27 protein-coding genes and 1 tRNA gene are annotated in these 22,544 nt (G+C 26.6%); 17 read left to right on the top strand and 11 right to left on the bottom strand.

Going from position 1 to position 22,544, the window contains the following annotated elements:
• Positions 1 to 6: 6 nt before the first annotated feature.
• The 4 genes from gltX to MYF_RS02100 are packed head-to-tail and all read left to right on the top strand — an operon-like array spanning position 7 to position 3,073.
• On the top strand, positions 7 to 1,410 hold the full coding sequence (gltX, locus tag MYF_RS02085) for a glutamate--tRNA ligase (protein WP_002557786.1): 1,404 nt from the start codon (positions 7 to 9) through the stop codon (positions 1,408 to 1,410).
• Positions 1,401 to 1,811 (top strand): hypothetical protein, encoded by a 411-nt coding sequence (locus MYF_RS02090; RefSeq protein ID WP_039387636.1) that lies wholly within the window; start codon positions 1,401 to 1,403, stop codon positions 1,809 to 1,811. The genes gltX and MYF_RS02090 overlap by 10 nt, the downstream gene beginning before the upstream one ends.
• On the top strand, positions 1,804 to 2,328 hold the full coding sequence (locus tag MYF_RS02095) for a tRNA (cytidine(34)-2'-O)-methyltransferase (protein ID WP_039387638.1): 525 nt from the start codon (positions 1,804 to 1,806) through the stop codon (positions 2,326 to 2,328). The genes MYF_RS02090 and MYF_RS02095 overlap by 8 nt, the downstream gene beginning before the upstream one ends.
• Positions 2,315 to 3,073 (top strand): TrmH family RNA methyltransferase, encoded by a 759-nt coding sequence (locus MYF_RS02100; RefSeq protein WP_081605285.1) that lies wholly within the window; start codon positions 2,315 to 2,317, stop codon positions 3,071 to 3,073. Before MYF_RS02095 ends, MYF_RS02100 begins: the two co-directional genes overlap by 14 nt.
• Positions 3,074 to 3,076: 3 nt before the next feature.
• On the opposite strand, the gene MYF_RS02105 is transcribed toward MYF_RS02100, so the two are convergent.
• Positions 3,077 to 3,151: transfer RNA gene (locus MYF_RS02105), tRNA-Trp, on the bottom strand.
• Between the two features lie 55 nt (positions 3,152 to 3,206).
• Here MYF_RS02105 and MYF_RS02110 point away from each other — a divergent pair.
• From MYF_RS02110 to MYF_RS02135, 6 genes are all read left to right on the top strand, one after another.
• On the top strand, positions 3,207 to 3,812 hold the full coding sequence (locus tag MYF_RS02110) for a chromate transporter (protein WP_002557790.1): 606 nt from the start codon (positions 3,207 to 3,209) through the stop codon (positions 3,810 to 3,812).
• Complete coding sequence (locus MYF_RS02115; RefSeq protein ID WP_002557791.1) at positions 3,796 to 4,446, top strand: chromate transporter; 651 nt, start codon at positions 3,796 to 3,798, stop codon at positions 4,444 to 4,446. The genes MYF_RS02110 and MYF_RS02115 overlap by 17 nt, the downstream gene beginning before the upstream one ends.
• Before the next feature lie 10 nt (positions 4,447 to 4,456).
• Positions 4,457 to 5,269, top strand: a complete 813-nt coding sequence (locus MYF_RS02120) for an MAGa7180 family putative nuclease (protein WP_002557792.1) — start codon at positions 4,457 to 4,459, stop codon at positions 5,267 to 5,269.
• Between the two features lie 16 nt (positions 5,270 to 5,285).
• Entirely contained in the window at positions 5,286 to 6,521 is a 1,236-nt protein-coding gene (locus MYF_RS02125; RefSeq protein ID WP_002557793.1) for an Hsp33 family molecular chaperone HslO, read from the top strand.
• A gap of 271 nt (positions 6,522 to 6,792) precedes the next feature.
• Entirely contained in the window at positions 6,793 to 8,145 is a 1,353-nt protein-coding gene (gene tig / locus MYF_RS02130) for a trigger factor (RefSeq protein ID WP_002557794.1), read from the top strand.
• 114 nt (positions 8,146 to 8,259) lie between these two features.
• Positions 8,260 to 8,700: a hypothetical protein gene (locus MYF_RS02135; RefSeq protein WP_039387641.1), complete on the top strand. Its 441-nt coding sequence runs from the start codon at positions 8,260 to 8,262 to the stop codon at positions 8,698 to 8,700.
• A gap of 109 nt (positions 8,701 to 8,809) precedes the next feature.
• Here MYF_RS02135 and MYF_RS02140 read toward each other — a convergent pair whose 3' ends face one another.
• The 10 genes from MYF_RS02140 to MYF_RS02185 all read right to left on the bottom strand — a co-directional run bounded on the left by MYF_RS02140 (position 8,810) and on the right by MYF_RS02185 (position 16,793).
• Positions 8,810 to 9,460 (bottom strand): ribulose-phosphate 3-epimerase, encoded by a 651-nt coding sequence (locus tag MYF_RS02140; RefSeq protein ID WP_002557796.1) that lies wholly within the window; start codon positions 9,458 to 9,460, stop codon positions 8,810 to 8,812.
• Positions 9,441 to 10,298 (bottom strand): ribosome small subunit-dependent GTPase A, encoded by an 858-nt coding sequence (gene rsgA, locus MYF_RS02145; protein ID WP_002557797.1) that lies wholly within the window; start codon positions 10,296 to 10,298, stop codon positions 9,441 to 9,443. The genes MYF_RS02140 and rsgA overlap by 20 nt, the downstream gene beginning before the upstream one ends.
• Complete coding sequence (gene gmk / locus MYF_RS02150) at positions 10,299 to 10,880, bottom strand: guanylate kinase (RefSeq protein ID WP_002557798.1); 582 nt, start codon at positions 10,878 to 10,880, stop codon at positions 10,299 to 10,301.
• Positions 10,873 to 11,433, bottom strand: coding sequence for a 16S rRNA (guanine(966)-N(2))-methyltransferase RsmD (rsmD, locus tag MYF_RS02155; protein WP_002557799.1), 561 nt, complete (start codon positions 11,431 to 11,433; stop codon positions 10,873 to 10,875). Before rsmD ends, gmk begins: the two co-directional genes overlap by 8 nt.
• Before the next feature lie 64 nt (positions 11,434 to 11,497).
• Positions 11,498 to 12,139, bottom strand: coding sequence for a DNA repair protein RecO (gene recO, locus MYF_RS02160; RefSeq protein ID WP_002557800.1), 642 nt, complete (start codon positions 12,137 to 12,139; stop codon positions 11,498 to 11,500).
• A gap of 506 nt (positions 12,140 to 12,645) precedes the next feature.
• Positions 12,646 to 13,527: a GTPase Era gene (era, locus tag MYF_RS02165; protein ID WP_002557801.1), complete on the bottom strand. Its 882-nt coding sequence runs from the start codon at positions 13,525 to 13,527 to the stop codon at positions 12,646 to 12,648.
• A 7-nt stretch (positions 13,528 to 13,534) separates the two neighbouring features.
• A complete protein-coding gene (gene cdd, locus MYF_RS02170) occupies positions 13,535 to 13,930 on the bottom strand; it encodes a cytidine deaminase (RefSeq protein ID WP_002557802.1) in 396 nt (131 codons plus the stop codon).
• Positions 13,930 to 14,382, bottom strand: coding sequence for an rRNA maturation RNase YbeY (gene ybeY, locus MYF_RS02175; protein ID WP_002557803.1), 453 nt, complete (start codon positions 14,380 to 14,382; stop codon positions 13,930 to 13,932). Before ybeY ends, cdd begins: the two co-directional genes overlap by 1 nt.
• Positions 14,383 to 14,398: 16 nt before the next feature.
• Positions 14,399 to 14,782 carry an MAG1140 family protein gene (locus MYF_RS02180; RefSeq protein WP_039387644.1) on the bottom strand — a complete coding sequence of 128 codons (384 nt, stop codon included), beginning with the start codon at positions 14,780 to 14,782 and terminating at the stop codon, positions 14,399 to 14,401.
• Positions 14,754 to 16,793 (bottom strand): Mbov_0121 family peptidase domain-containing ABC transporter, encoded by a 2,040-nt coding sequence (locus MYF_RS02185; RefSeq protein WP_039387645.1) that lies wholly within the window; start codon positions 16,791 to 16,793, stop codon positions 14,754 to 14,756. The genes MYF_RS02180 and MYF_RS02185 overlap by 29 nt, the downstream gene beginning before the upstream one ends.
• 75 nt (positions 16,794 to 16,868) lie before the next feature.
• On the opposite strand from MYF_RS02185, the gene MYF_RS02190 reads away from it, so the two are divergent.
• From MYF_RS02190 to MYF_RS02220, 7 genes are all read left to right on the top strand, one after another.
• Complete coding sequence (locus MYF_RS02190; RefSeq protein WP_002557806.1) at positions 16,869 to 18,065, top strand: phosphopentomutase; 1,197 nt, start codon at positions 16,869 to 16,871, stop codon at positions 18,063 to 18,065.
• 285 nt (positions 18,066 to 18,350) lie between these two features.
• A complete protein-coding gene (locus tag MYF_RS02195; RefSeq protein ID WP_236681775.1) occupies positions 18,351 to 19,118 on the top strand; it encodes a transcription antitermination protein NusB in 768 nt (255 codons plus the stop codon).
• On the top strand, positions 19,090 to 19,551 hold the full coding sequence (locus MYF_RS02200) for a hypothetical protein (RefSeq protein ID WP_039387648.1): 462 nt from the start codon (positions 19,090 to 19,092) through the stop codon (positions 19,549 to 19,551). The genes MYF_RS02195 and MYF_RS02200 overlap by 29 nt, the downstream gene beginning before the upstream one ends.
• Entirely contained in the window at positions 19,552 to 20,271 is a 720-nt protein-coding gene (locus MYF_RS02205; RefSeq protein WP_002557809.1) for a TlyA family RNA methyltransferase, read from the top strand. It abuts the gene before it with no gap.
• Positions 20,258 to 21,403, top strand: coding sequence for an aminotransferase class V-fold PLP-dependent enzyme (locus MYF_RS02210; RefSeq protein WP_002557810.1), 1,146 nt, complete (start codon positions 20,258 to 20,260; stop codon positions 21,401 to 21,403). The genes MYF_RS02205 and MYF_RS02210 overlap by 14 nt, the downstream gene beginning before the upstream one ends.
• Positions 21,396 to 21,827, top strand: a complete 432-nt coding sequence (locus MYF_RS02215; RefSeq protein WP_039387651.1) for an iron-sulfur cluster assembly scaffold protein — start codon at positions 21,396 to 21,398, stop codon at positions 21,825 to 21,827. Before MYF_RS02210 ends, MYF_RS02215 begins: the two co-directional genes overlap by 8 nt.
• Positions 21,805 to 22,515, top strand: coding sequence for a pseudouridine synthase (locus MYF_RS02220; protein WP_002557811.1), 711 nt, complete (start codon positions 21,805 to 21,807; stop codon positions 22,513 to 22,515). The genes MYF_RS02215 and MYF_RS02220 overlap by 23 nt, the downstream gene beginning before the upstream one ends.
• Positions 22,516 to 22,544 lie beyond the last annotated feature (29 nt).

A 22,544-nucleotide genomic window follows, 5' to 3' on the forward strand; every position in this document is an offset into this window, starting at 1 on the left:
ATTTAAATGAAAATAAGAACTCGCTACGCTCCCTCACCAACCGGGTTTTTGCACATAGGCGGAGCTAGAACCGCATTATTTAATTACCTGTTTGCAAAACATCATAACGGCGATTTCATTCTCAGAATTGAAGATAGCGACAATCTCCGAAATATTGCAAATGGAGAAAAATCACAAATTGAAAACCTTTTATGACTTGGTATTACCCCAGATGAAAAGCCCGGTTCAATAACAGAATTTGGGCCTTACCGGCAATCAGAAAAATTAACTCGTTATCAGAAATTAGCTGAAAATCTTGTAAAAAAAGGATTTGCCTATTATGCTTTTGATAATCAAGAAGAACTTGGATTACAAAGAAAATCACAAATTGAAAAAGGAATTTTTAGTTTTCGTTACGATGCGAATTGACTAAAAATTTCAGAAGAAGAAAAAGAAAAACGCTATAAAAATAGGCGATTTGTCATTAGATTTAAAGTGAATAAAAATAAAAACTATTGCTGAAACGATCTGGTTCGGGGCAATATTTGTTTTGAAGGGTCCTCAATTAGCGACTGAGTCATCATAAAATCGGACGGTTTTCCAACTTATAACTTTGCTGTGGTTATCGATGATTTTGATATGAAAATAAGCCATATTTTCAGAGGAGAAGAACATATTTCAAATACTCCAAAACAGATTGAAATTTATAACGCTTTTCAATGAGATATTCCTAAATTTGGGCATTTAACTATTATCACTGACAAAAACGGCAAAAAACTCTCAAAACGAGATAAAAGTTTGTTACAATTTGTTGAAGATTATAAAAACCAAGGTTATCATAGCGAGGCATTTTTTAATTTTTTAGCTCTCTTGGGCTGAACAAGCCCTGATTCACAGGAATTTTTTGACCATGATAGCCTAATTAAAGCTTTTGATTATAAAAGACTTTCAAAAGCTCCTTCATATTTTGATGTTGAAAAGCTAAATTGATTTTCCAAATCCTATATTTCAAAAATGAGCCCAGATGAAATTCTCAGTAATTTAAAACTTTCTAATGATAGTAATTGAAATCGTTTTTTTGTCGAAACTTTTCAAAAAAGCACCATAAAATATGTAGACTTTTATAAAAATTTTGAATTTTTCCAAAACCCTAAGCAAGAAATGGAACCGCAAATGATTGAAATTCTAGAGAGCCTTGATCAAAGACCAATTGAAATTTTTGCGAAAAAAATTGACTATAAAAATTGAGATGCGAAAAAAATTAATAATTTAATCAAAGAAATTGGACAATCTCTTCAAATCAAAGGAAAAGAATTGCTACTTCCGATTAGATTAGCAACTACCTGAGCAAATTCTGGCCCTGAGTTAGCAAGAACAATTTGGCTTTTAGGGAAAAAAGTGATAGAAAAAAGACTATTGAAATGAAAGTAAAGTTTTTTTCAGGCATTAATTTAGACGGAAAAAATAAGAAAATGGTTGAATTTATCAGCCAAATTACAATTTCAAAAGAAGAAATCGACAATTCCGAAATAACAGTTTATGAGACATTAAATCCAGAAAATAAGCAGATGATTAGATTAGAAATTTCCAATGAAAATTTAACGATATTTTCAGGTGAAAATACTTTATTTTTTGAACTAAACAAAGAAATTAACAACATTTTTTTTAATAATAATTCAAAAACAATAGTTAGCACATTCTTAAAAAAATTTGAGAAAAAAGCAAATTTAATTTCAATTGAATATGATCTTTTCCTAAAAGTTAATAATAAAATGGAAAAAAGTGGGAAAATAGCCACATATATTACTAATTTGGAGTTCTTAAATGATTAACATTGTTTTATTCCAACCAGAAATTGGTCCCAATACGGGTAACATAATTCGTTCATGTTTTGTTGCTAATCTTAAATTGCATATCATTAAGCCGACCGCGTTTGATTTGGAACCAAAGCATTTAAAAAGACCTGCAGCAGGAATTTTATTATCAGATATAAACCATGAAATCCATAATAGTTGAGATGAATTTTCTAATAAATACGGCAGAAATAATTTGTTTTTTATTACACGCTATGGCCAAAAATTATATACGGATGTTGATTTTGGAAATGAAATTAGCGTTCAAAAAGAAATCTTTCTCGTTTTTGGGCGTGAATCCACAGGAATTCCAATTAACATTTTGAGAAAAAATAAAGAAAAATGCCTTAGAATTCCGATGGTGGCAAATGCTCGATCACTAAATCTTGCAAACACAGTTGTTATTGTTGCCTACGAAATTCATAGGCAAAGAAATTTTCATAAACTATCACACTTTGAGGTACAAAAAGGAAAAAATTATCTTGATAAAAATTAAAGAAATAACTTCTTTGAATAATTCAAATTTAAAAGAAGTCGTTAAATTGAAAACAAAAAAATATCGCAATTTATGAAATAAATTCATTATTGAAGGCTTTAAAGAAATTGAATTAGCTGTTAATTCGAATTTGGTTTTAACAATTATAACAACAAAAGCCAAGTTTGATATCTACAAAAAATTTGCAACTAATTTAATTTTAGTTACAGACAGAATACTAGCAAAAATCTCCCAACATAAAAATCCATCTGAGGCAATTGCTGTTTGCAAATTCAAAAAACAACCAAAAATAGATTATTTCCTAGATTCAAAACGGTTGATAATTATTGAAAATATTCAGGACCCAGGCAATTTCGGAACAATTATTCGAAATTCTTACAGTTTTGGCTTCGACATTGTATATTCAGGGGTTGATCTTTACAATTTTAAGACAATTTCAGCATCAAAAGGTGCTATTTTTAAAATAAATATTTATTTTTTCAAAAATATTTTAGATTTTTTTGCATATAAACCCAAACAAGAAATTCTTATAACATCGCTTGATCGCGACTCACAAAATATTAGTAATTTTAAGATAATTCCACAGAAACCATATGCTATAATTTTTGGGAATGAGAGTAAAGGAATTTCAAAAAAACTTTACAAGATTTCAGATAAGAAAATTTATATTCCAATAAATTTCGAATCGCTAAATGTTGCCTGTGCCCAAGCTATTTTTTGCCATTTATTTCAATTGAAAAAATAAAAATGGCAGAGGTGACAGGAGTCGAACCCGCAACATACGGGGTTGAAGCCCGTTGTTCTTCCATTGAACTACACCTCTAAACCAGATATAATTATATCCTATTTTCAAAAATAATATATTATTTAATTAAATTATGCATCTAAATTTAACTATAACAACAAAAATTAAAGATTTTTTTAGCTTTATGTGGTTTATAATCAAAATTTCCTTAATTTCTTTTGGCGGAGGCAATGCTTTAATGCCAATTATTTTTAGTCAAGCCGTTACTAAAAAAGGATGAATTTCAAAATCCGACTTTGATAAAGGGCTAATTCTAACAAATTTACTGCCTGGACCCTCAGTTATTCAAATGATTTCATTAATAGCAATTAAAAAATTGGGCGCTTTCTTTGGTGTTTTAGTTACATTTTTGGGAATTATCCCTCATATTTTCCTGTTTTTGCTGGTGCTTTATGGCGCAAGTTTTCTTCCAAAAAGGTATTTAATTGTTTTTAATTTAGCGATTTTTTCAACAATTATTGGTATTTTATTAGGTTTTTCTTATATTTATTGAAAAAATGGAAAAAAATCGTTAAATTTTGCTGTTTATTTTGGCATTCTAATTTCTAGTTTTGCATATTGTTTTTTTATACCAAGCCCCTATAATTTATCCCTTATACCACTTTTTGCTGTTATTTTTATATATTTGTGCTGATTTTTAATAAAAAAATGGAAAAGAAAAAATGATAATACTAATTAGCGCGACAGTGATAGGACTAATTTTAATTAGTTTGCTGGTTTTTGGTGGTGGCCAAGTTTTTATGCCTGTTTTTAGTTGATTTTGAGAGCAACTGGGGAAATTAGGTCTTAAAATTAGTCAGGAGCAAATTAATGAAATTTTTACAGTAGCAAATTCAACCCCGGGAGTTTTATCTCTTAAATTAGCAGCTGTTACTGGTTTTTTAATTGGAGATTATGGAATTTTTGGTTTAGTTTTATCTTTTATTTTTCTAATTATTTTTATTTTGCCAGCAGTTTTCTTAGTGATTTTTTGATTAAAAATTGCTAAGAAAACTGCTATAAAAAATAATATTTTTTGAACAAATTTAATAAAAATTTTTCAACCGGTAATTATAGGAATTATTCTAGCGCTCGCTTTTCAATTATTTACAAATTTAATTCTAGTAAATTATAGTTTCAATTCTAGCAAAGGCTATTTTCTTGCAAAACAAAGTGATGAATTTCTTCAAGGCTGAAGATTTTGAATTTTTATTTTTTTCGCCTTTTTTTGAACTATAATAGTTTTCATCTCCTATTTGCGACAAACAAATATATTTTTACTAGTAATTATTGGAATTATAATTGCTCTAGTTTCGCTTCAACCTTGGCTTTAAGGAGTATAGAATGTATACTGAAAGAAAATTTTATCACAAAAAAGATTATTTTATTGACTATGAAAAACAGGTTCTAATTTTAGAAAAATCCTTTCATACAAAATTACTTAATAAAGAATTCGGGTTTAAAACCGGATTTAAAAAAATCGGTGGTACTTTAATTGGCGAAGTTTTAGGACTTGATAATTTCAGTTCACCTTTTCGTGCATTTGTTAAAATCTCGAAACTTGACATGCCAATTTTGGACAGAAAATATATTGATGCCGGAATTGCGATTGAACCACTTGTAATTAAGGCGATTTCTGAAAAATTAAAAATGGAAATTGAAACCTTTCCAGCTGAAAAATTTAATTACGACTATTTTAAAGAAGACTCCGTAATCGGCGGAGTTCCCGATGGGTTTATAGCTAAAACTAATACAATAATTGAAATTAAAACAACAGGAGTGAAAAATTTACAAAAATGAGGTAAAAAAGGTGAAAACTTACCACAAAAATACATAAAACAAGCACAATTATACTCTTTTTTAAAAAAAGCAGATAAGTTTGCAATTGTTGCAACATTTCTTGAGGATCTAGACTATATTGATCCTAGTAATTTTCCAATCGAAAACCGCCATATAAAAGCTTATAGTTTTAATGTTAACAGTCAACAAGTTCTTGATGATATTACAAAAATTAAAGAATGGTATGATTATCACACTAAATTAGGAACTTCGCCAAAATTTAGCGCTGTCATTGATGCGCAAATTTTAGAATATTTATCCTGCGAAAATGAAGAAGAATGGAAAAATCTTTGAGAAAAATGGACTAAATCTATTTAGGGAAATTTAAGAAATAATGGAATCACAGTCAAAAATTTATCTATATAAAAATGTTTTAATAATTGCCTCTGAAATGACAAAAATTATAAATAAATCTATTAAAATTCACAAACTTAATAATATTAACAGTTTAATTCTAGCAGGTGCAATTAATGTTTTTGGACCTCTTTCGCGTTTAATAAAAGAAAATAAAGGCGGATTTTCTGTTAAAATTTCTTCAGAAAATTTAGATTCGCTGATTGTTGAAACTAATAAAAATGGACAAATTAAGGTAAGTTTTGATGCAAAACAACTTGAAATTCCTAAAGAATATTTTTTTAAATACAATATTAACCAATTAATAAGTTCCTTTGTTGGTAAATCTGGTTTTTTACAAATTAACAGATTTGGGCAGAAAAATGACTATTCTGGTCAGGTTTCACTACAAGTTGGTGATTTTGTCAGTGACTTAGCTTTTTATTTTCATCAATCCCAACAAACAAAATCCGTGGTAAAAAATTTAATTAAATTTGGTCCAAATTTAAAAATTATAAAAGCACAATCGCTAATTATACAACTTTTGCCAAACCATTCCGAAAACGAAATAGCCGAAATACAAAAATGATTAAAAGATGAAAAAATGACTGATTTTATAGAATTTTTTAAAAATTTTGAATTAATTGAGAAACAAAATTGGAATTATTATTGTGGTTGCCAAACCAAAAATATTGTTCATAATTTAAAATTACTTAATGAAAATGAGGTAGACGATTTAGTTAAAAATTTTCAAAAAATTGAATTTAAATGTAATTTTTGTCTAAAAAGTTACAAATTTAGCAAAAAAGATTGACTTTTTGAACAAAAACCTTTTAGTATTGCAACTGTTGAATCACTAACTGGTGGCGCGCTTGCTGCTGAAATTGTAAAAACAGAAGGAGCAAGCCAATTTTTTGCAGGGGGGATTATTTGTTATCAAAACGAAATCAAAGAAAAGCTTGGAATTGAAACAAAAAATGGAGTAGTTAATGCAAAAACAGCTCTAAAAATGGCTGAATTTGGTTTGAATTTTTTCCAGACTAAATACGTAATTAGCCTAACCGGAAATGCCGGACCAGGAATTCAAGACGGAGAATTGGGCCAAGTTTTTATTGCCCTTAATGAAAAAGTTTGAAAAATGCGATTTGAAGGCGAGCGTTCTAAAATAATTAAAAATTGTGTTCGTTTTGCCTCCGAAAAAATAAATGAGATTAAACCAAATACTATCAAAATCTAATCTTTACAACACGATTATAAACAATAAACTAAGTTGTAAAAAAATAATTTTGAATTATTTTTTGCAATTAAGACTATTTTTTACAATTAAAAAAGAAAAACATGATAAAATATAGCTGTTTTTATTGTTTTTTGAATTTTAGACTATTTAGGATTAATTTAATTTAATTTAAAATATAATTATATTTATTTTATTTAGACTTAGAGACTTAGATTCAAGAATTGAAAGATTTTAAAAAATTAACCAAATTTAAATTAAGGATTAATGTTTAATGGTAACACGTGAATTTTTGCCTAAAAGCGCTGAACTTAAAATAAAACTAAGCGCTGACCCAAAAAAATGAGCTGAATTTTATGACAAAGCTGAACAAAGGCAAGCAGCAAAAGTGTCTTTACGTGGTTTTCGTAAAGGAAAAGTTCCTTTGGAAAAAGCAAGGCCGTATTTAAATTCCCAAGCAATTTTTCAACTTGCGCTCAGAATGTTCCTTCCTGAACTTGAAAAGCAAGCATTTACTAGTGTAATTGATAGCGACAATGTTATTGAATCGCCGGTTTTTAATATTGTAAACATGGATAAAAATAATTTAGAAATAGAGTTTTTATATCCAGTTTATCCAGAAATTAAACTTCCCGACTATAAAAATCTTAAAACGAAATTCATCATTAAGAAAATTACAAACGAAGATATAGAAAAGCAAAAACAGAAACTTTTGGAAACAAAAGGAAAATTTGTTGATGTAAAGCGCCCAGCAAAAGCGGGGGATGTTATTCATTTTGATTTTAAAGGCTTTATTGATGATGAACCTTTTGAAGGCGGTGAAGCCGAAAATTTCGAACTACGCATCGGTTCTAACAGTTTTATTAGCGGTTTTGAAGAACAGCTAATCGGTCTTAAAATTAAAGAAGAAACCGATATTAATGTAACTTTTCCAAAAGATTACCACGTACCTGCTTATGCAAACAAACAAGCGCGTTTTCGAGTTAAAATTAATAAAATCAAAGAAAACCAGCCAGCTAAATTAACAAATGATTTTGTTGCTTCCTTAAAAATTAGAGATGTAGAAACAATTAGTCAGTTAGAAGTTTACCTAAAAGATCTTACGCAACGCGAAAATATTGAAAGAACAAGAATTGATTTTCAAAAAAACGCGCTTGCTGAAATTGTTAACCAAGTTGAAATCCCACTTTCTAGAAAATTAATTACTACTGAAATTAACAGACTCAGCGAAACTTTTAATTCAACACTAACCCAACAGGGTTTTACCCTTGAAGAATATTGCAGAATTACTAAATTCACTGAAAAAGATATTGATGATCAATTAGAAGCTGAAGCAAGAAAATTGTTAAAAAATTCTTTTATTTTTGCTGAAATTGCAAAATTAGAAGGACTTGTACCAACACAGCAAGACTATGATGAACAAATTGAAAAATTAGCAAAGTTTACAGGCAAATCAGTTCAAGAATTAAACGAAACCATCCCTCATAGCGAAATTCAGATTAACATTACAAATAAAAAAGTTATTGATAAGTTAATTGAATATAATACTGAAGAAAAGGAATTAAAACGTAAAGAAAATAAGCCTAAAAAAAATACGGAAAAACTAACAAAAGAAAAGACAAATTAACTGGAAATTTAATCAAAATTTGATGAGTTAAACGTTTATTTACGGATTTTAGTTTTAGTGTTTCCTTATATTTTTTCATGAAACTATAAAGCTAATAAAAATAAGGAGGTTTTAGTGTCCAGAGTTTCTCGTTTTTTTTCAACAATTGTAGCTGTTATAATCGGAAATATTCTTTTATTTGCGATTATAATTGCAACTTTATACTTTTTATTTAAAAATCAAATCGAAAATTTTAAAATCGATAAAATTAAAACAACAATCAGCGAAATTCAAGAAGCCATTGCTAAACTGGATTCTAGTCAAATAAAAAAATTTCAGGAAGGAGTTGATAAATTTACAAATTTTGATCTTGATTCATTTAAAACTCAACTTGACTCTGTAAAAAACATACAGACTAAATTAGATGATATTATAAAGCAAATAAAAGAAATCTCAGAAGCTTTGAAGAAAATACCTAGCACAACATCACCAACTACATCTGCTGTTTCTCATTCACTTCTAAATTGGAGTGTTTTAGAATTTGCAGATAATTTAAGATTGACAGAAATACTATAAATTTATAGTTAAATTTCAAAATTTATCTATAAATTGTTGTGATTTGCTTTAGCAAATTTAATTAGAAAAACCTAAATTTATTAATAAAAAATTTATAAATTTAGGTTTTTTATTTAAGTAATCTTTGAATTTTTAATTTTGTTGGTTTTTTCGCCAAAAATGTTCCTACGACAATCACATCAGCACCAGAAGCAAAAACTTTATTCGAATTAAAATCTTTGATACCACCATCAACCTGAATAATGATTGAATAGTTTTTTTCTTTAATTATTCAAGATAAGTTATTAATTTTTTCATAGGTTTTTTCAATGAAGGTTTGGCCTCCTTTTCCTGGTTCGACTGCCATTACTAAAACAAGGCTAATATCTGGTAATAAATTATAAATTTTTTCTATTGTTGTTTCTGGTTTTATTGCAATCCCAATCTTAATTTTTTGAGAATATTTTGCAATTATGCTTTTAATTTCGTTATAATTTATGCTTTCGAAATGAATTGTTACATAATCTACATAACCAATTAATTCCTTAATTTGTTTTTCAGGGCAAGAAGACATTAGATGAACATCGGATACAAAATTTTTCGTCTTTTTCACGATATTTTTAATTTCTGAAATGGAAATTGCTGTATTTTCAACAAACTTACCATCCATAAAATCAAAATGAAACCATTTTATACCAAGATTTAAAAAAACTCTCGTTAATTTTAAACGATTTGATTTTTTTACATTCAAAAGTGAAGGGCTAATAATTTTTTTTTTCATATTTTCCTAAAAAATAGCAATAATTTTTATAACGAGTTTCTGGTATTTTTCCTTCTTTTACCGCTTTTTTAATCCCGCATATTTCTAGGTTTTCTTGAAAATGGAAGCAGGTTCTAAATTTACAATTTATCGCAAATTCTTGAAATATTTTAAATGAATTACGGATTTGAACTTTTCCTATTTCCTTGTGCGAGAAAGATGAAAAACCTGGTGTATCAATTATTCGAAAATTATCTTTTTCGAAAATTTGGACAACCCTTGTCGTGTGCTTTCCACGATTCAATGATTGCGAAATTTCTTGTATTTCTAGGTTTTCTTTTAATAAATTATTAATGAAACTAGTTTTCCCAACGCCTGTTTGGCCAATGACAAAGTTAAGTTTTTCTCGTAATTTTTGTTTTAATTCATTAGGAATATCAGTATTTTTGTTGTTTATAAAAAAAATTGTATAATTCATTTTTTGATAATCGACTAATCAGCTTTCAAAATTAGAATCTAAGTCGATTTTAGTGATTATTAAAATGGGAGTGATATTTTTTGATTCAATTATCAATAAAAATCTGTCAAGTAATAAACTAGAAAAATCAGGTTTTTTTATTGAAACAAAAACTAAGGCTTGATCAATGTTTGCTACTTTAGGTCGGATTAGTTGATTTTTTCTTTCATAAATTTTATTAATAAATCCTTCGGCCTTAAAATCAACAAAATCACCAACTAAAGGTGAATTTTCATTTTGTCGAAGAAAGCCACTACCTCTTAAAAGTGGATATAATTTTTGACTTTTTAGGTCAATAACATCATAAAAACCTGCAATAATTCTAACAATTTGCCCTTTCATCTAGGATTTTTCAACCACTTTACTTATAATTTTTTCTAATTCATTAACACATTGCTCCAAATTATCGTTAACAACTTGGAATTGGAACAAATTTTTGATTTTAATCTCTGATTTAGCTTTTTCTAGTCGTTGATTTATTTGCACATATGTTTCTGTTAGTCGCTTTTCAATTCGATTTTTAAGAACTTCAAGTGATGGCGGGAGAATAAAAATCGTTAAAAGTTCAGATAATTTACCTTTTTTTTGATAACTTTCAATTATGTTTTTTGCTCCTGTTGTATCAATTTCAAGTAAAGGAATATAATTTTGACTTTTAATAAATTCAATTTGGGATTTTAAAGTTCCATAATAATTATTAAAATGACGACTTCACTCAATAAATTCCTCATTTTCTATTTTTTTTTTAAACATTTGTTCCGTTAAAAAAAAGTAATTAACCCCATCAATTTCATTTTTTCGCTTTTTTCGAGTTGTAGCAGAAATTGCAAGTTTTATTAATAAATGTTTATTTTTTAACAAAAGAGCCTCTATTGTTCCTTTTCCTACTCCCGAAGGCCCAGATAAAATTATTAACTTACTCATTTTTGCCTTTGCTATAAAGTTTCAGAAAAAAAACAGTATTTTTGCCATATTTTTTTGTTCTAACAACTGAAAAAACATCAGGAATTAACTTAGTGCCCAAATTAGTTTTATAAATTATAAATCCATTTTTTGCTAACAAGTTATTCTTTGCTATTTTTAAAAGGCACTTTTTGGCAATTTCTTCTTCGATATGTGGCGGATCTACGAAAATAAAATTAAACTTTTGACCTTTAAGATCGCTTAATAAAAAAATTGCGTTTTTGTTGAATACTTGATAATTTTTAATATTATACTTTTTACAAAAATCAACTATATTTTGATATGCTTTTTGGTTTAATTCAGTTGCTATAACTTTTTTAGCACCACGTGAACTAGCTTCAAAACCGATTGCTCCTGTTCCGGCGAATAAATCCAGAACATTAGAATCAGGAATTTCAAATTGTAAACACGAAAAAATTGCCTCACGACATCGATTAGACATTGGACGAACTACTGAAAATTCAGGATTTTTAATAACTGCCCCACGATAATTTCCAGAAATAACTCTAATCATAAATTATTTTAGAATTATACCAAAAACTTATAAAAAATGTATGAATTTTGTTCTAAAAATAATTTTAATACTTCAAGAACGAATAAATATAATGGGAGTCAACTTTTTCTAAAAATAATGCTATATCAAAATTGGCTCAGTAAAAAATTTCTAATTCTTTTCTACTAAATTTAATAAAAGACCTAAATGTACGGTGGTTAGCCCACTCCATACCACTATAAAAATCAAAATTGGCTAATCTTTGTTTGCTTTTGCAAATTCAGCAACTTGTTAAATTTGCGATTCACCCATTAAATTTAATTCAGTTAATTATCGTATAAACTCTAATCGACTCAGCATTTTTAGAATTAATTTTAGTTAATGATTGTTCTAAAATTAGAAAAATTTTAGACACGAAATTAGTTTCTAACGTAATTTGCGAAACTAATTTTCAAAAATTATAAATATTTTGATTACTTAAATCCAAATTAAAAAAACATTCACCCTTTTTTAATTTGGATAATTTATTAGGATTTTTATCTAAAAAAATTTCAAATTCACCTAAACAACCGGGATTTAATATATAAATATTTTTGCTAGTCATTTTTCTAACACCGTGTGCAAGCATATTTATTATTCCAAAATTTGTTGCTAATTTAACAATTAAATCAAAATCGCGAAATTCAAATCGCTCAACAATAATTCCTTTTATAACTTTTTCATCCATTTTTTTAAAGGTCTTTTTCTTACAATAATTTTAAAAACATGAAAAAATTTATAGTTTAATTTGTTTTTAAAAATATATTTTAATTATTATTTCTTAGTTACCAATCAAAAATTTCTGCCTTAAATTATTTATTAAAGTTTAGGTTTTTGAACCTTTTTTTTATTTATTTTTATGTTTATTTTATTAAAATAATTTACGTTGAAAATTTTTTCATATTTTTATAACTTTTAGTAAATTTTTTAAATTTTTTTCAATATTAAATTATTGCCATTTATTTTTTAATTGTACTGTATTAAACATCAATTATAATTATTTACTATTATTTTTATTTTCTTTATAAATTTCTAATAACTAAATTAAATTAAATAATATTTGTATTTATTATTTATAAAAAATAAAAACAAATTAGCAATATAAAATCATTAAAACTCGCATTCTCAAAAAAATGAAAATTTTATAAATATTTTTGTTTTCAGCATTTATTTATAATTAAATACATTTTTTGTTTAATATCCAAATTTTTTAATCATTTGTGGATTATTGAATCATTTTTTTGCTACAGACACCCGATTTTTTAGAACTACTTTTTTTTCAAAAATTTCTTCAAGTTCTTTGCGCGCATCCATACCGATTTTTCCAAGAACTGAACCTTCTTTACCAACAATGATAGGCAAATGCGATTTTTTACCGACATAAATTGTTGCTTCTATTTTTACAAAGCGACTATCAGATTCATCAAAATTATCAATTACAACAGCGCTTTGGTGAGGAATTTCATCTTCTAAATTTAAAAGTATTTGTTTTCTAATAATTTCTTTTGCAAAAAAACGTGAACTTTGATCGGTAACATCTAAATTATTGAAAAAGTGATTTGACAGGTACGCATATTTTTCAATTTCTACCAATAATTTAGATCGTAATTCTTTTAAATTAGTTGAAAAAGGTAAAATTTTTTCAAAATTAAGATCTTGGAAATTTTTTTTCTGTGTTTCGAAATTTAATTCCTCATTTTCTAAATCAATCTTAGTTATTATCGCAATTTTGTTCACACTTTTAGAAATTTTTTTTGCCAAATTTTTTGTCATTTGATCAATTTTTTTATTAATCGGATGTAAAAAAAGCACAAGATCTATTCCTTCGAGAGTTGTATTAATTGCTAAATTCAATGAATTACTTAAATTATTAATCCGGGCGTGAAAACCCGGAGTATCAACAAACAAAATTTGGAGATTTTCTTTATTATAAATTGCATTGATAGCATCACGAGTAGTTTGGGATTTTAGACTTACAATAGAAACAGGAAACTGAACAATCGAATTTATAAGCGAAGATTTGCCAACATTTGGCAAGCCAACTACGGCAACAAAGCAAGTTTTTTCATTTCCCATAAAATTATTATAAGAAATCCTTATTAAATTGGGAAGGCAAAAGTTTACCTAGCTCTTTTTTAACAAATCCAGACTTTGAATTGTAAAGGAAAATGCTAACGCTTTCTGAAAAAAATTCAGCACAAACTTGCAAACATTGTCCACAGGGAACAATAAATTTATCAGCTTTTGGACTGTAGATGTGAATTTCCTTAAAATTTTTTGGATTAATACCATTAGCAATTGCCTGAAATATCGCAACCCTTTCAGCACAAATTCCAGCCGGAAAAACAGCATTTTCGACATTTACGCCTTGAAATAACTCACCAAAATCAGTCACTAAAATAGCAGCAACTGCAAAATTTGAATAAGGACAGTAAGCATTTTTGCTTAATTTAACTAATTTTGAAAAAATATCTTTCATTATCGAGAAATCCCCAAGTTTTTTAAAATATCTTCAACTTTTTCGTGCATTTGTTTGTTTGTATAACTGTTTTGATGGTCAAAACCAAGCAAATGATAAATACTATGAACGAAAAGGTAAGAAAACTCACGCATTTCTGAATGGCCATATTCATTTGCTTGTTTTAGTATTTTTGCTGGAGTCATAAAAATTTCGCCTAAAAAATGCAAATTTAACTCGCTTTCTCTTATAAGCAAATTGCTTGAAAAAGACAAAACATCGGGAATATAGTCCTGCTTTTTGAATTCAAGTGCGAGTTTTTTTGCTTTGCCTTCAGTTACTAACATTAAATCTAAATTAATTTCCCCTGACATCTTTTCTTTTTCGATTAAATATTTAAAAACTTTTCTGAACAAATTCAAATATTCAAACTTAACCCTGCTTTGATTAAGAAAATTAATTGTCGCTTTCATTTAGCATAATTTTACTTTATTTTATAAAAAGATCAAGAAAATTTCCATTGTGTTTAAGAAAAAGAACGGCTGGAATTTGTGTTTTTGGTTTTAACAAAAGTGATTTTGTGAATTCAATAATAAATTCGTCTTGTTTTATATTTGTTATTTTCACAAGTTCAAGTCTAATGTTTTTGTTCTGGAATTGAAATTGAGCAAAAGAATCTTTATTTAATGAATAATAAATATCTGAATTTATTCTAGCAAAAGTTTTTTGTTTATCATCAATTTCAAGAATAAAATTAACTGTTTTATAGGTTTTTATTTGAAAAAAATAATAAATACTAACTACCATTGCGATTAATAAAATTATACTAATTAATAGTGAAATTTTACTGTTTTGATATATTTTTGATATCAAGAATATCTCCTTCCTCGTTTATAAATCTTTTTGAGTGAGAAATTTCGATGAAAATAGCATTTTTTTGATAATTTGTAATTACTTTTTTAAGAAATTCAAAGTTTTTTTCGTCAATATTTTCAAAGGCTTCATCTAGTAAAATTAAATCAAAATCTTGTGTTAATAATTGTAAAAGCGCAATTATTTGTTTTTGTCCGCTTGAAAAATTCGAGCCACTATTAACAAATTTTGCATCAAGAGAAACTTGTCATTCATAAAGCATCTCCTGAATATCAAAACGCTGAAAATTATTTACTAAATTCTGTATTTTCTCCGGATTTTCATTTGTAATAAATGAAAGAACAGAAATACTTGGAAAATAATTCTGAGATTTTATATAACAAATTCTTTTCCTTAATTCGTTTTGATCATAGTATTTTAAATCAAGGTTATTAATTAAAAACTCGCCATTATAGACAATATCTTGATTTAAAAGTCTTAAAAAAGTGGACTTTCCACTACCGTTTTTCCCAATTATGCGCAAATTTCTGTTAATGTGCATTTTATCAATGTAAAAAAGTGCCTTGTTTTTATAATAACTTACGCTTAAGTTTTTTAATTTAATATCAGAAATTTTTTGGTGGTATTCACCTTTAGATTCCTTATCAATATTTAAAACAAAATTTAGTAGTTCTAATTCTCTTAAAAATATCGGCAAATTAGTAACAATATCAACAAAAGAAGAAAGCGGGGTAATAAAAAAGCTAAAAAAACTTAAAAAAAGTAAAAGCTCGCCAATTGATAATTTTTTATCAAAAACTCAGAAAGATGAAACAAATACAATTAAAATTGGCGCAATTGTGAAAATAAAATTATTAAAACTCGACAAATAATTTTCTTTTTTTCAAATATTAAATTCAGTATTTTTGAAACGATAATATTTTTCATCAAATTGTCGTTTTAAATTTTTATAAACATCATCACGTTTTAAATTTTCAATTGAAAAAATCAAATCATTAGTGCTTGTAAGACTATTCAACTGATCTTCCATTAAAAAACGGTGATTTTTTGTAATATTTTTACGGACAAATATGCTAACAAGAAAATAAACAATACTAATTGCGATAATTAAACCAAAAATTTTAACATCAATTCATATAAGAATGCAAAATGAAATTAAAAAAGTAACTAATTCGTTAAAAATATGATAATAAAAACTGGCAGAAAAACTAGCAAAACTAGGAATTAAGTTAATTCTTCGAATATAATCATGGTTGTCTAATTTTAAAAGTTGAAAATTTTCTCCCGTTTTTAATGCGCCAAAAAAACGGTCAAAAATTTCTTTTTCAATTTTAAGCTCAATTTTATAGATGTAAGTTTTTTTAAAAATATCCTGTAAAATACGTCAAAAAGCAACTCAAACAAAAAAAATACAAACTTTTAGCAACAATGAAATTTCACTCTGAGGCAAAACTTTGTCAATAACTGTTTTCATAAATAAAGAGGAAATAAAATTACTAACTGCTGTAACAAAAAATAGGAAAAGCAAATACCAATTACTTTTAGCCTCAAGAAAAAATCACCAATTATTTCAATACTTATCCTTTCTTTTTGAGTTTTTATACTCAAAATCTTTTTGTGCAAAAATCACAACATTTTGAAAAATTTTCTCCATTACTAACACACTAATTTTCATTCTGCCTTTTAAAGGATCAATAATTTCAAATCTTCTTTTTGTGATTTTTGTTAACAAAACATAATGGTTTAAATCACCTGTTTTAATTAAAATAATTGTTGGTTTGTCGAGATTTAAAGTTTTTAAATTATCAAATACGCCTCCATATGATTCAAGAATTATGCCAAAATCTTTCGCTAAACGTTCTAAGTTTGCAATATTTATCCCATCATGTGAGTAAAAAGCCTTTGTTTTTAAAGTGTTTATTGATATTTTTTTATCATAGAAATGATGATAAATTGACTGTAAAACCGCTAGACCACAATCTCTTAAATCTTTTTGCAAAAATACTTTCATCATCTGTTTAAAATTATTGTAAAATTTGTTAAATTATAAAAAAAAGAAAAAATTAGGAAAATTAAAAGCAAAATTATGAACCAATATAAATTTAAACGGATTTTTTTAATTGTTACAGACTCGCTCGGAATTGGTGATGATGGGCATCAAAAACAATTTAATGATGTCGGCGCAAATACTTTATACTCGGTTTCAAAAACAGGAGAATTAAAAATTCCTTTTTGAAAAAAATTAGGAATTGGAAATATCGCCAAAATTGAAAATTGTGGCAAGAAAAATAAAGAACCTCTTGCATATGTCTCAAGAATAATCGCTAAATCAAAAACAAAAGACACACTTTCTGGGCATCTTGAAATGATGGGAATTGAAACTATAAACCCAAACCCAAATTTTGAAAATGGTTTTCCTGATGAACTAATTAAGGAATTGGAAAAAGCTTTTGATAACCGTAAAATTATTGGGAACAAATCAATTAGTGGCACTGTTATTCTGTCAGAATTAGGACAAAAATCTATTGATGAAAATAAAATAATCGTTTATACATCGCCTGATTCAACTTTGCAAATTTGTGGTCATGAAGAAAAATTAGGACTTGAAAATCTTTACCGTTATGCAAAAGCAGCTCGGAAAATTTGTTCTTCAAAACCAAAATGAAATGTTGCGCGCGTAATTGCGCGCCCTTATATTGGCGAAAACGGAAATTTCACCAGAACTTTTAATCGTCACGATTATGCTAATATTCCGCCAAAATCCATTCTCGACCGTTTGCAAAAAAGTGGAGTTGAAACTATTGGTATCGGAAAAATTGGCGATATTTTTGTAAATCAAGGTCTTGATAAAATTTATGGTCCAGACAGCGATGAAAATAATATGGATATCGCGATTGATATTGCAACTCAACCAACAGAAAATCAATTTATTTTTGTTAATTTAGTCGAATTTGACTCAAGCTATGGACATCGCCGCGATGTTGTTGGTTATTGTCAAAATTTAAATAATTTTGATATCAAATTAGCTAAACTAGTAAACGCTTTAAAAGAAGATGATTTATTAATAATTTCTTCTGACCACGGAAATGATCCATGTTTTCGAGGCACAAACCACACTCGCGAAGCGCTTCCGTTAACAATTTTTTCAAAGAAATTTACTTCAAAAACAAAGGATTTAAAAAATCCGCTTGAATCACTTGCAACAATTGGAAATTTAATTGCAAGAAATTTCAAAATCAAACCCGCTGAAATTGGCGAGGATATTTTTGATTTTTTAAAATAAGTTATAATAGAAAAAAATAATAATTTAGAAAAATTTTATTATTTTATAATTAACCATTTTTTTGTCTATTTTATCAAATAATTTTAAATACCAAAAGTAAAAACATGCTAAAATTATTTCATTAATTAAAATACTCGCAAAAGGTTTTTAAATAAATAAAGTTTTTACATTACATATTTTTAAATTAATAAAATTATGAACATAAAAACTTTATTCAATAATAAGCAAAATGGATTAAAAATGAATGAAATAAGAAAAAAATTTATTGACAAGGAAAATTAAAATGTGAAAAAAGCAGGAAATAGATTCAAAGTCAGCCAAAAAAAACCAGTAACTTCTAAAAAAATAACATCAAATTTTATTATAAAAAAAAAAATTACAGTTTATGACTCCGATATTCTTAAAATAAAAAACAACACAACTAATGATAAGAAAGAACAGAAAAATAAGAAAAATCAAAAATTAATTGTCAATGAAAAAATAAATTTCGATGAAAAAAATGAAGCTGAAATTATCAAATTTTTTAAAAAAAATAACGAATTTTCAGATAAAAATATTAAAAAAGCTGAAAAAAACAACAAACCACCAGAGAATTCAAATGTTGATAAACGTAATAGTATTAAAAAATCTGAATTTAAAAATTTAACAAAAAGACGCTTAAATCGAATGGCAAATATTTCAATCATTTATAGTTGGCAACTTTTTAACCAAAATATTGACATTGAAGAGATAAAGGAAAAATATTTTGAACTAACAATTGATCAATTAAAATTGCTAAATTTCATACAAAAAAATTATAGTTTTTTAAAAAAAGTAATTAGCCTACAGTTAAAATCCAACTGAAGTTGAGAACGAATATTACCGTTAATCCGTTCTATTTTATTAGTCGGTGCTGCCGAACTGTTTTTTATTCCCAAGCGAATTGTTTTTAATGAATCAATTGAAATAACTAAAATTTTTAGCGTTACTGGTGATAATGAATTTTGCTTTGTAAACGCAGTATTACAAAAAATATACAATTATTATGAAACTAAAAATTTACTTAGAAATTAAAAACAAATCTGAAATTAAACGTTTTATTAAATTTAATACAAAATTTAAAAATTATCGTCAAATTCTTGGGAAAAAATTTAAATTTTTGTTTTATAATTTATGCAAAATTCTTCAAGTTGAAGCCTCAAATTATGAATGCGCAGCCCTTGATTTAAATTTAATTAGTAATATCGATAAAATTGATAATTGAATTTGCTGTATGAGTCAATTTTTGAGTAAAAACTTATTAATAAATTTTCGAATTTACAAAAATTTAGCAACTTTTTTATATTATAGTTGAAAAATTCATTCTCAGAAATTTAGTTTTAAATCGAAATTATCTAATTACGAAGATTTGCGTCGAGACGCATTTAATTCACTGTCAATCGAGTGAATTAGGGTAGACCCTAAATTTAACATTAAAATCATTGAAATTTTGAGGAGGTGAAAATAAATGAGTTTATACGATAAAGTTTTAAAAATGGGGTTTAAAAAAGCTGAATCATTAATTCGGACTGGATATGTAAAAGTTAACAACCAAATTTGTTATTTGCCAAGTCAAAAAATTTCAAATTTAGACTACGTTAGTGTGAAAGAAAAGTCTGACTATGTATCTCGGGGCGCGTTAAAATTACTTGCTGCTTATGAAAATTTTGAACTTGATTTTAAAGGGAAAACTATTTTGGACATAGGCGCATCAAAAGGCGGTTTCACACAAATATGCCTTAAAAAGGGTGCGAAAAAAGTTTATGCACTTGATTCAGGAACTAATCAGCTTGATTATTCGCTGCGAATCAATCCTAAAGTTTTTGTTAAAGAAAAAACCAATATTAAACATGTTAATAAAGGTTTTTTTGATGATAAAATTGATTTAATTGTTTGTGATGTTTCTTTTATTAGCCTTAAAAAAGTCTTGGATGTTGTAAAAAATTTGCTAGATGAGGGTAAAAATTTCATCGCTCTTTTAAAGCCGCAATTTGAAGCAAGTTCAAAATATGTTCAAAAAGGTGGTAAGGTTGCCAAAGAATATCACAAGTTTTTAATTGATCGAATTGTCAAATTCGCAAAACCTAATTTTGAACTAAAAAATTTTATGGAATCACCGATTAAAGGTTTAAAATCAAAAAATACTGAATATTTTTTGCATTTTGTTAGAAAAAATGATTGATTTTAAAAAATTTTTCCCATTTTTAAATAAAGTTGTTTATTTAGATTCTGCGGCAATGATGCAAAAACCAATATCTGTAATTGAAAAAATTAACGAATTTTACTTAAATTTTGCCGTTAATACCCATTCACAAAATTCCAAAATTGCCTATGAAAATCTTGCAAAAATTGCAAAAACACGCGAAAAAATTGCTAAATTTATTGATGCAGAATCTGAAGAAATCATGTTCAATTCAGGAACAACAGAAGCGATCAACTTATTTGCTAGTATGATTAAAAAATTTTTAAAAAAAGGCGATCAAATTTTACTATCTCCGCTCAACCATTCCTCAAATTTAATTGTTTGAATTAAAATAGCAAAAGAAATTGGTGCTGAAATTATTTATAGTAAGAAAATAATTGACAAAATTTCGTCCAAAACTAGAATTATTGCGTTTTCACAGACAAATAATTCTATTTTACTAAACTTAAATTTAGACGAAATTTGAAAAAAAGCTATAAAATACGATGTTTTTGTTCTTAATGATGCAACTCAAGCAATAAGTTATCAAAAAGTTAGTCTAAATTTTTGTCACGCTGTCGCATTTAGCTCTAATAAATTTTACGGGCCTACTGGCTTAGGTGTTCTTGCAATTAAAAAAAATCTCATTAATAAATTAGAACCAACTAAATTTGGTGGGGGGACAATTGCAAGTCTAAATTCTGAAAATATATTTTATTACAACAATTATCGAAAATTTGAACCTGGCACATTAAATTTTGCAGCAATTTGAGGTCTTGATGCTGCAATTAATTTTGTAAATAATATCGGAATCAAAAATATTTCAAAAAGGCTTGAAATTTTGAGTAATTATTTATACGAAAAACTAGAAAAAATTAAAGATATTGAAATTTTTTCTAAAAAAGGAGACCATATTTTGCTTTTCAATATTAAGGGATTCAACTCCTCAGATATTGCATCTTATCTTGGAAACAATAATATTTATGTCCGAAGCGGAACATTTTGCGTTCCTTTTTTAAAAAAAATACTGAAAAAAAATAGTTTTGTTCGTATTTCACTGGCGTTTTACAATGATTTTAGTGATATCGATAATTTGATTGAACATTTAGAAAAAAAGGAGTTTTTAGATTTTGTATAAAGATTTTAATAAAAGACGAGATATTATTTTAAATGCAAATAAAAAATTTAAAGAAAAAATTCGGGTATGTGTTTCAAAAAATAATCAAATTAACCAAAATTGCGAAGATAGTGTTAGTCTTGATTTAGAAATTTTGGAAAATAAGCTAAAAAAAATTCAATTTTGCGCTTCTGGGTGCAGCCTTTTAATAGCAAGTTGTTATTTGTTTGAAAAAATTTTACTCGACAAAACCATTCAAGAGACCAAAAATTTACTAAATAAATATAATGAAATGATTAATTTTCAAAAAATTATACCCGATTTGTATGACTTAAATGCTTTATTTATGGTAAAAAATCATCAAAATCGTGTTGTTTGCGTGAGTTTGGCAAAAAATTTATTAAGAAAAGTAATAAAAAATTATGGCAAAAATCAGAATAAATAAATTTTTGTCAAAAATGGGGATTTGTTCCCGAAGAAAATCTGAAAAATTGATTTTACAAAATCGCATAAAAATAAACGGACAAATAGCTAAAATTGGGCAAAAAGTTGACAAAAACGATGTTGTTGAACTTGATAATTTAAAAATAATAGAAAAACCCCTTATTTTTTGATATGCGTTCAATAAGCCAAAAAATTACATTACAAGTCGTTTTGATCCTGAAAATAGACCAACAATTATGGAATTTTTTGATAAAAATACATACATTTTCCCCGTTGGCAGGTTAGATTTTAAAACAACAGGATTAATTTTAATAACAAATGATGGAAAAATTTGCAACAAATTATTGCATCCAAGCTTTAAAATTAAAAGAGAATATTTAGTAAAAACCAACTTCGACCTTAGCGATAGCGAAATTAATTTTTTAAACCAGAATGTTATACAGCTTAATAAGGTTAAATCTACACAAAAAATTAAAAAAATCGGTACAAAAACGTATATTGTAATAGTTTGACAAGGATCTAATCATCATGTTAAAAAAATTTTTTCAACAATTAACAAAAAAGTAACCAAACTAAAAAGAATAAGTTTTGCGAATATTAAACTTGGAAATTTAAAACCGGGAAATTGGCGAAGATTGACAAATAAAGAAATTGAAATTTTAAAAACTCAAGTTAAGAAAACCTCTTAAAACTTACTTTTAGTTTTGTTCTTGGCAGG

The sequence above is a fragment of the Mesomycoplasma flocculare ATCC 27399 genome (assembly GCF_000815065.1).
Classification (GTDB): domain Bacteria; phylum Bacillota_I; class Bacilli_A; order Mycoplasmatales; family Metamycoplasmataceae; genus Mesomycoplasma; species Mesomycoplasma flocculare.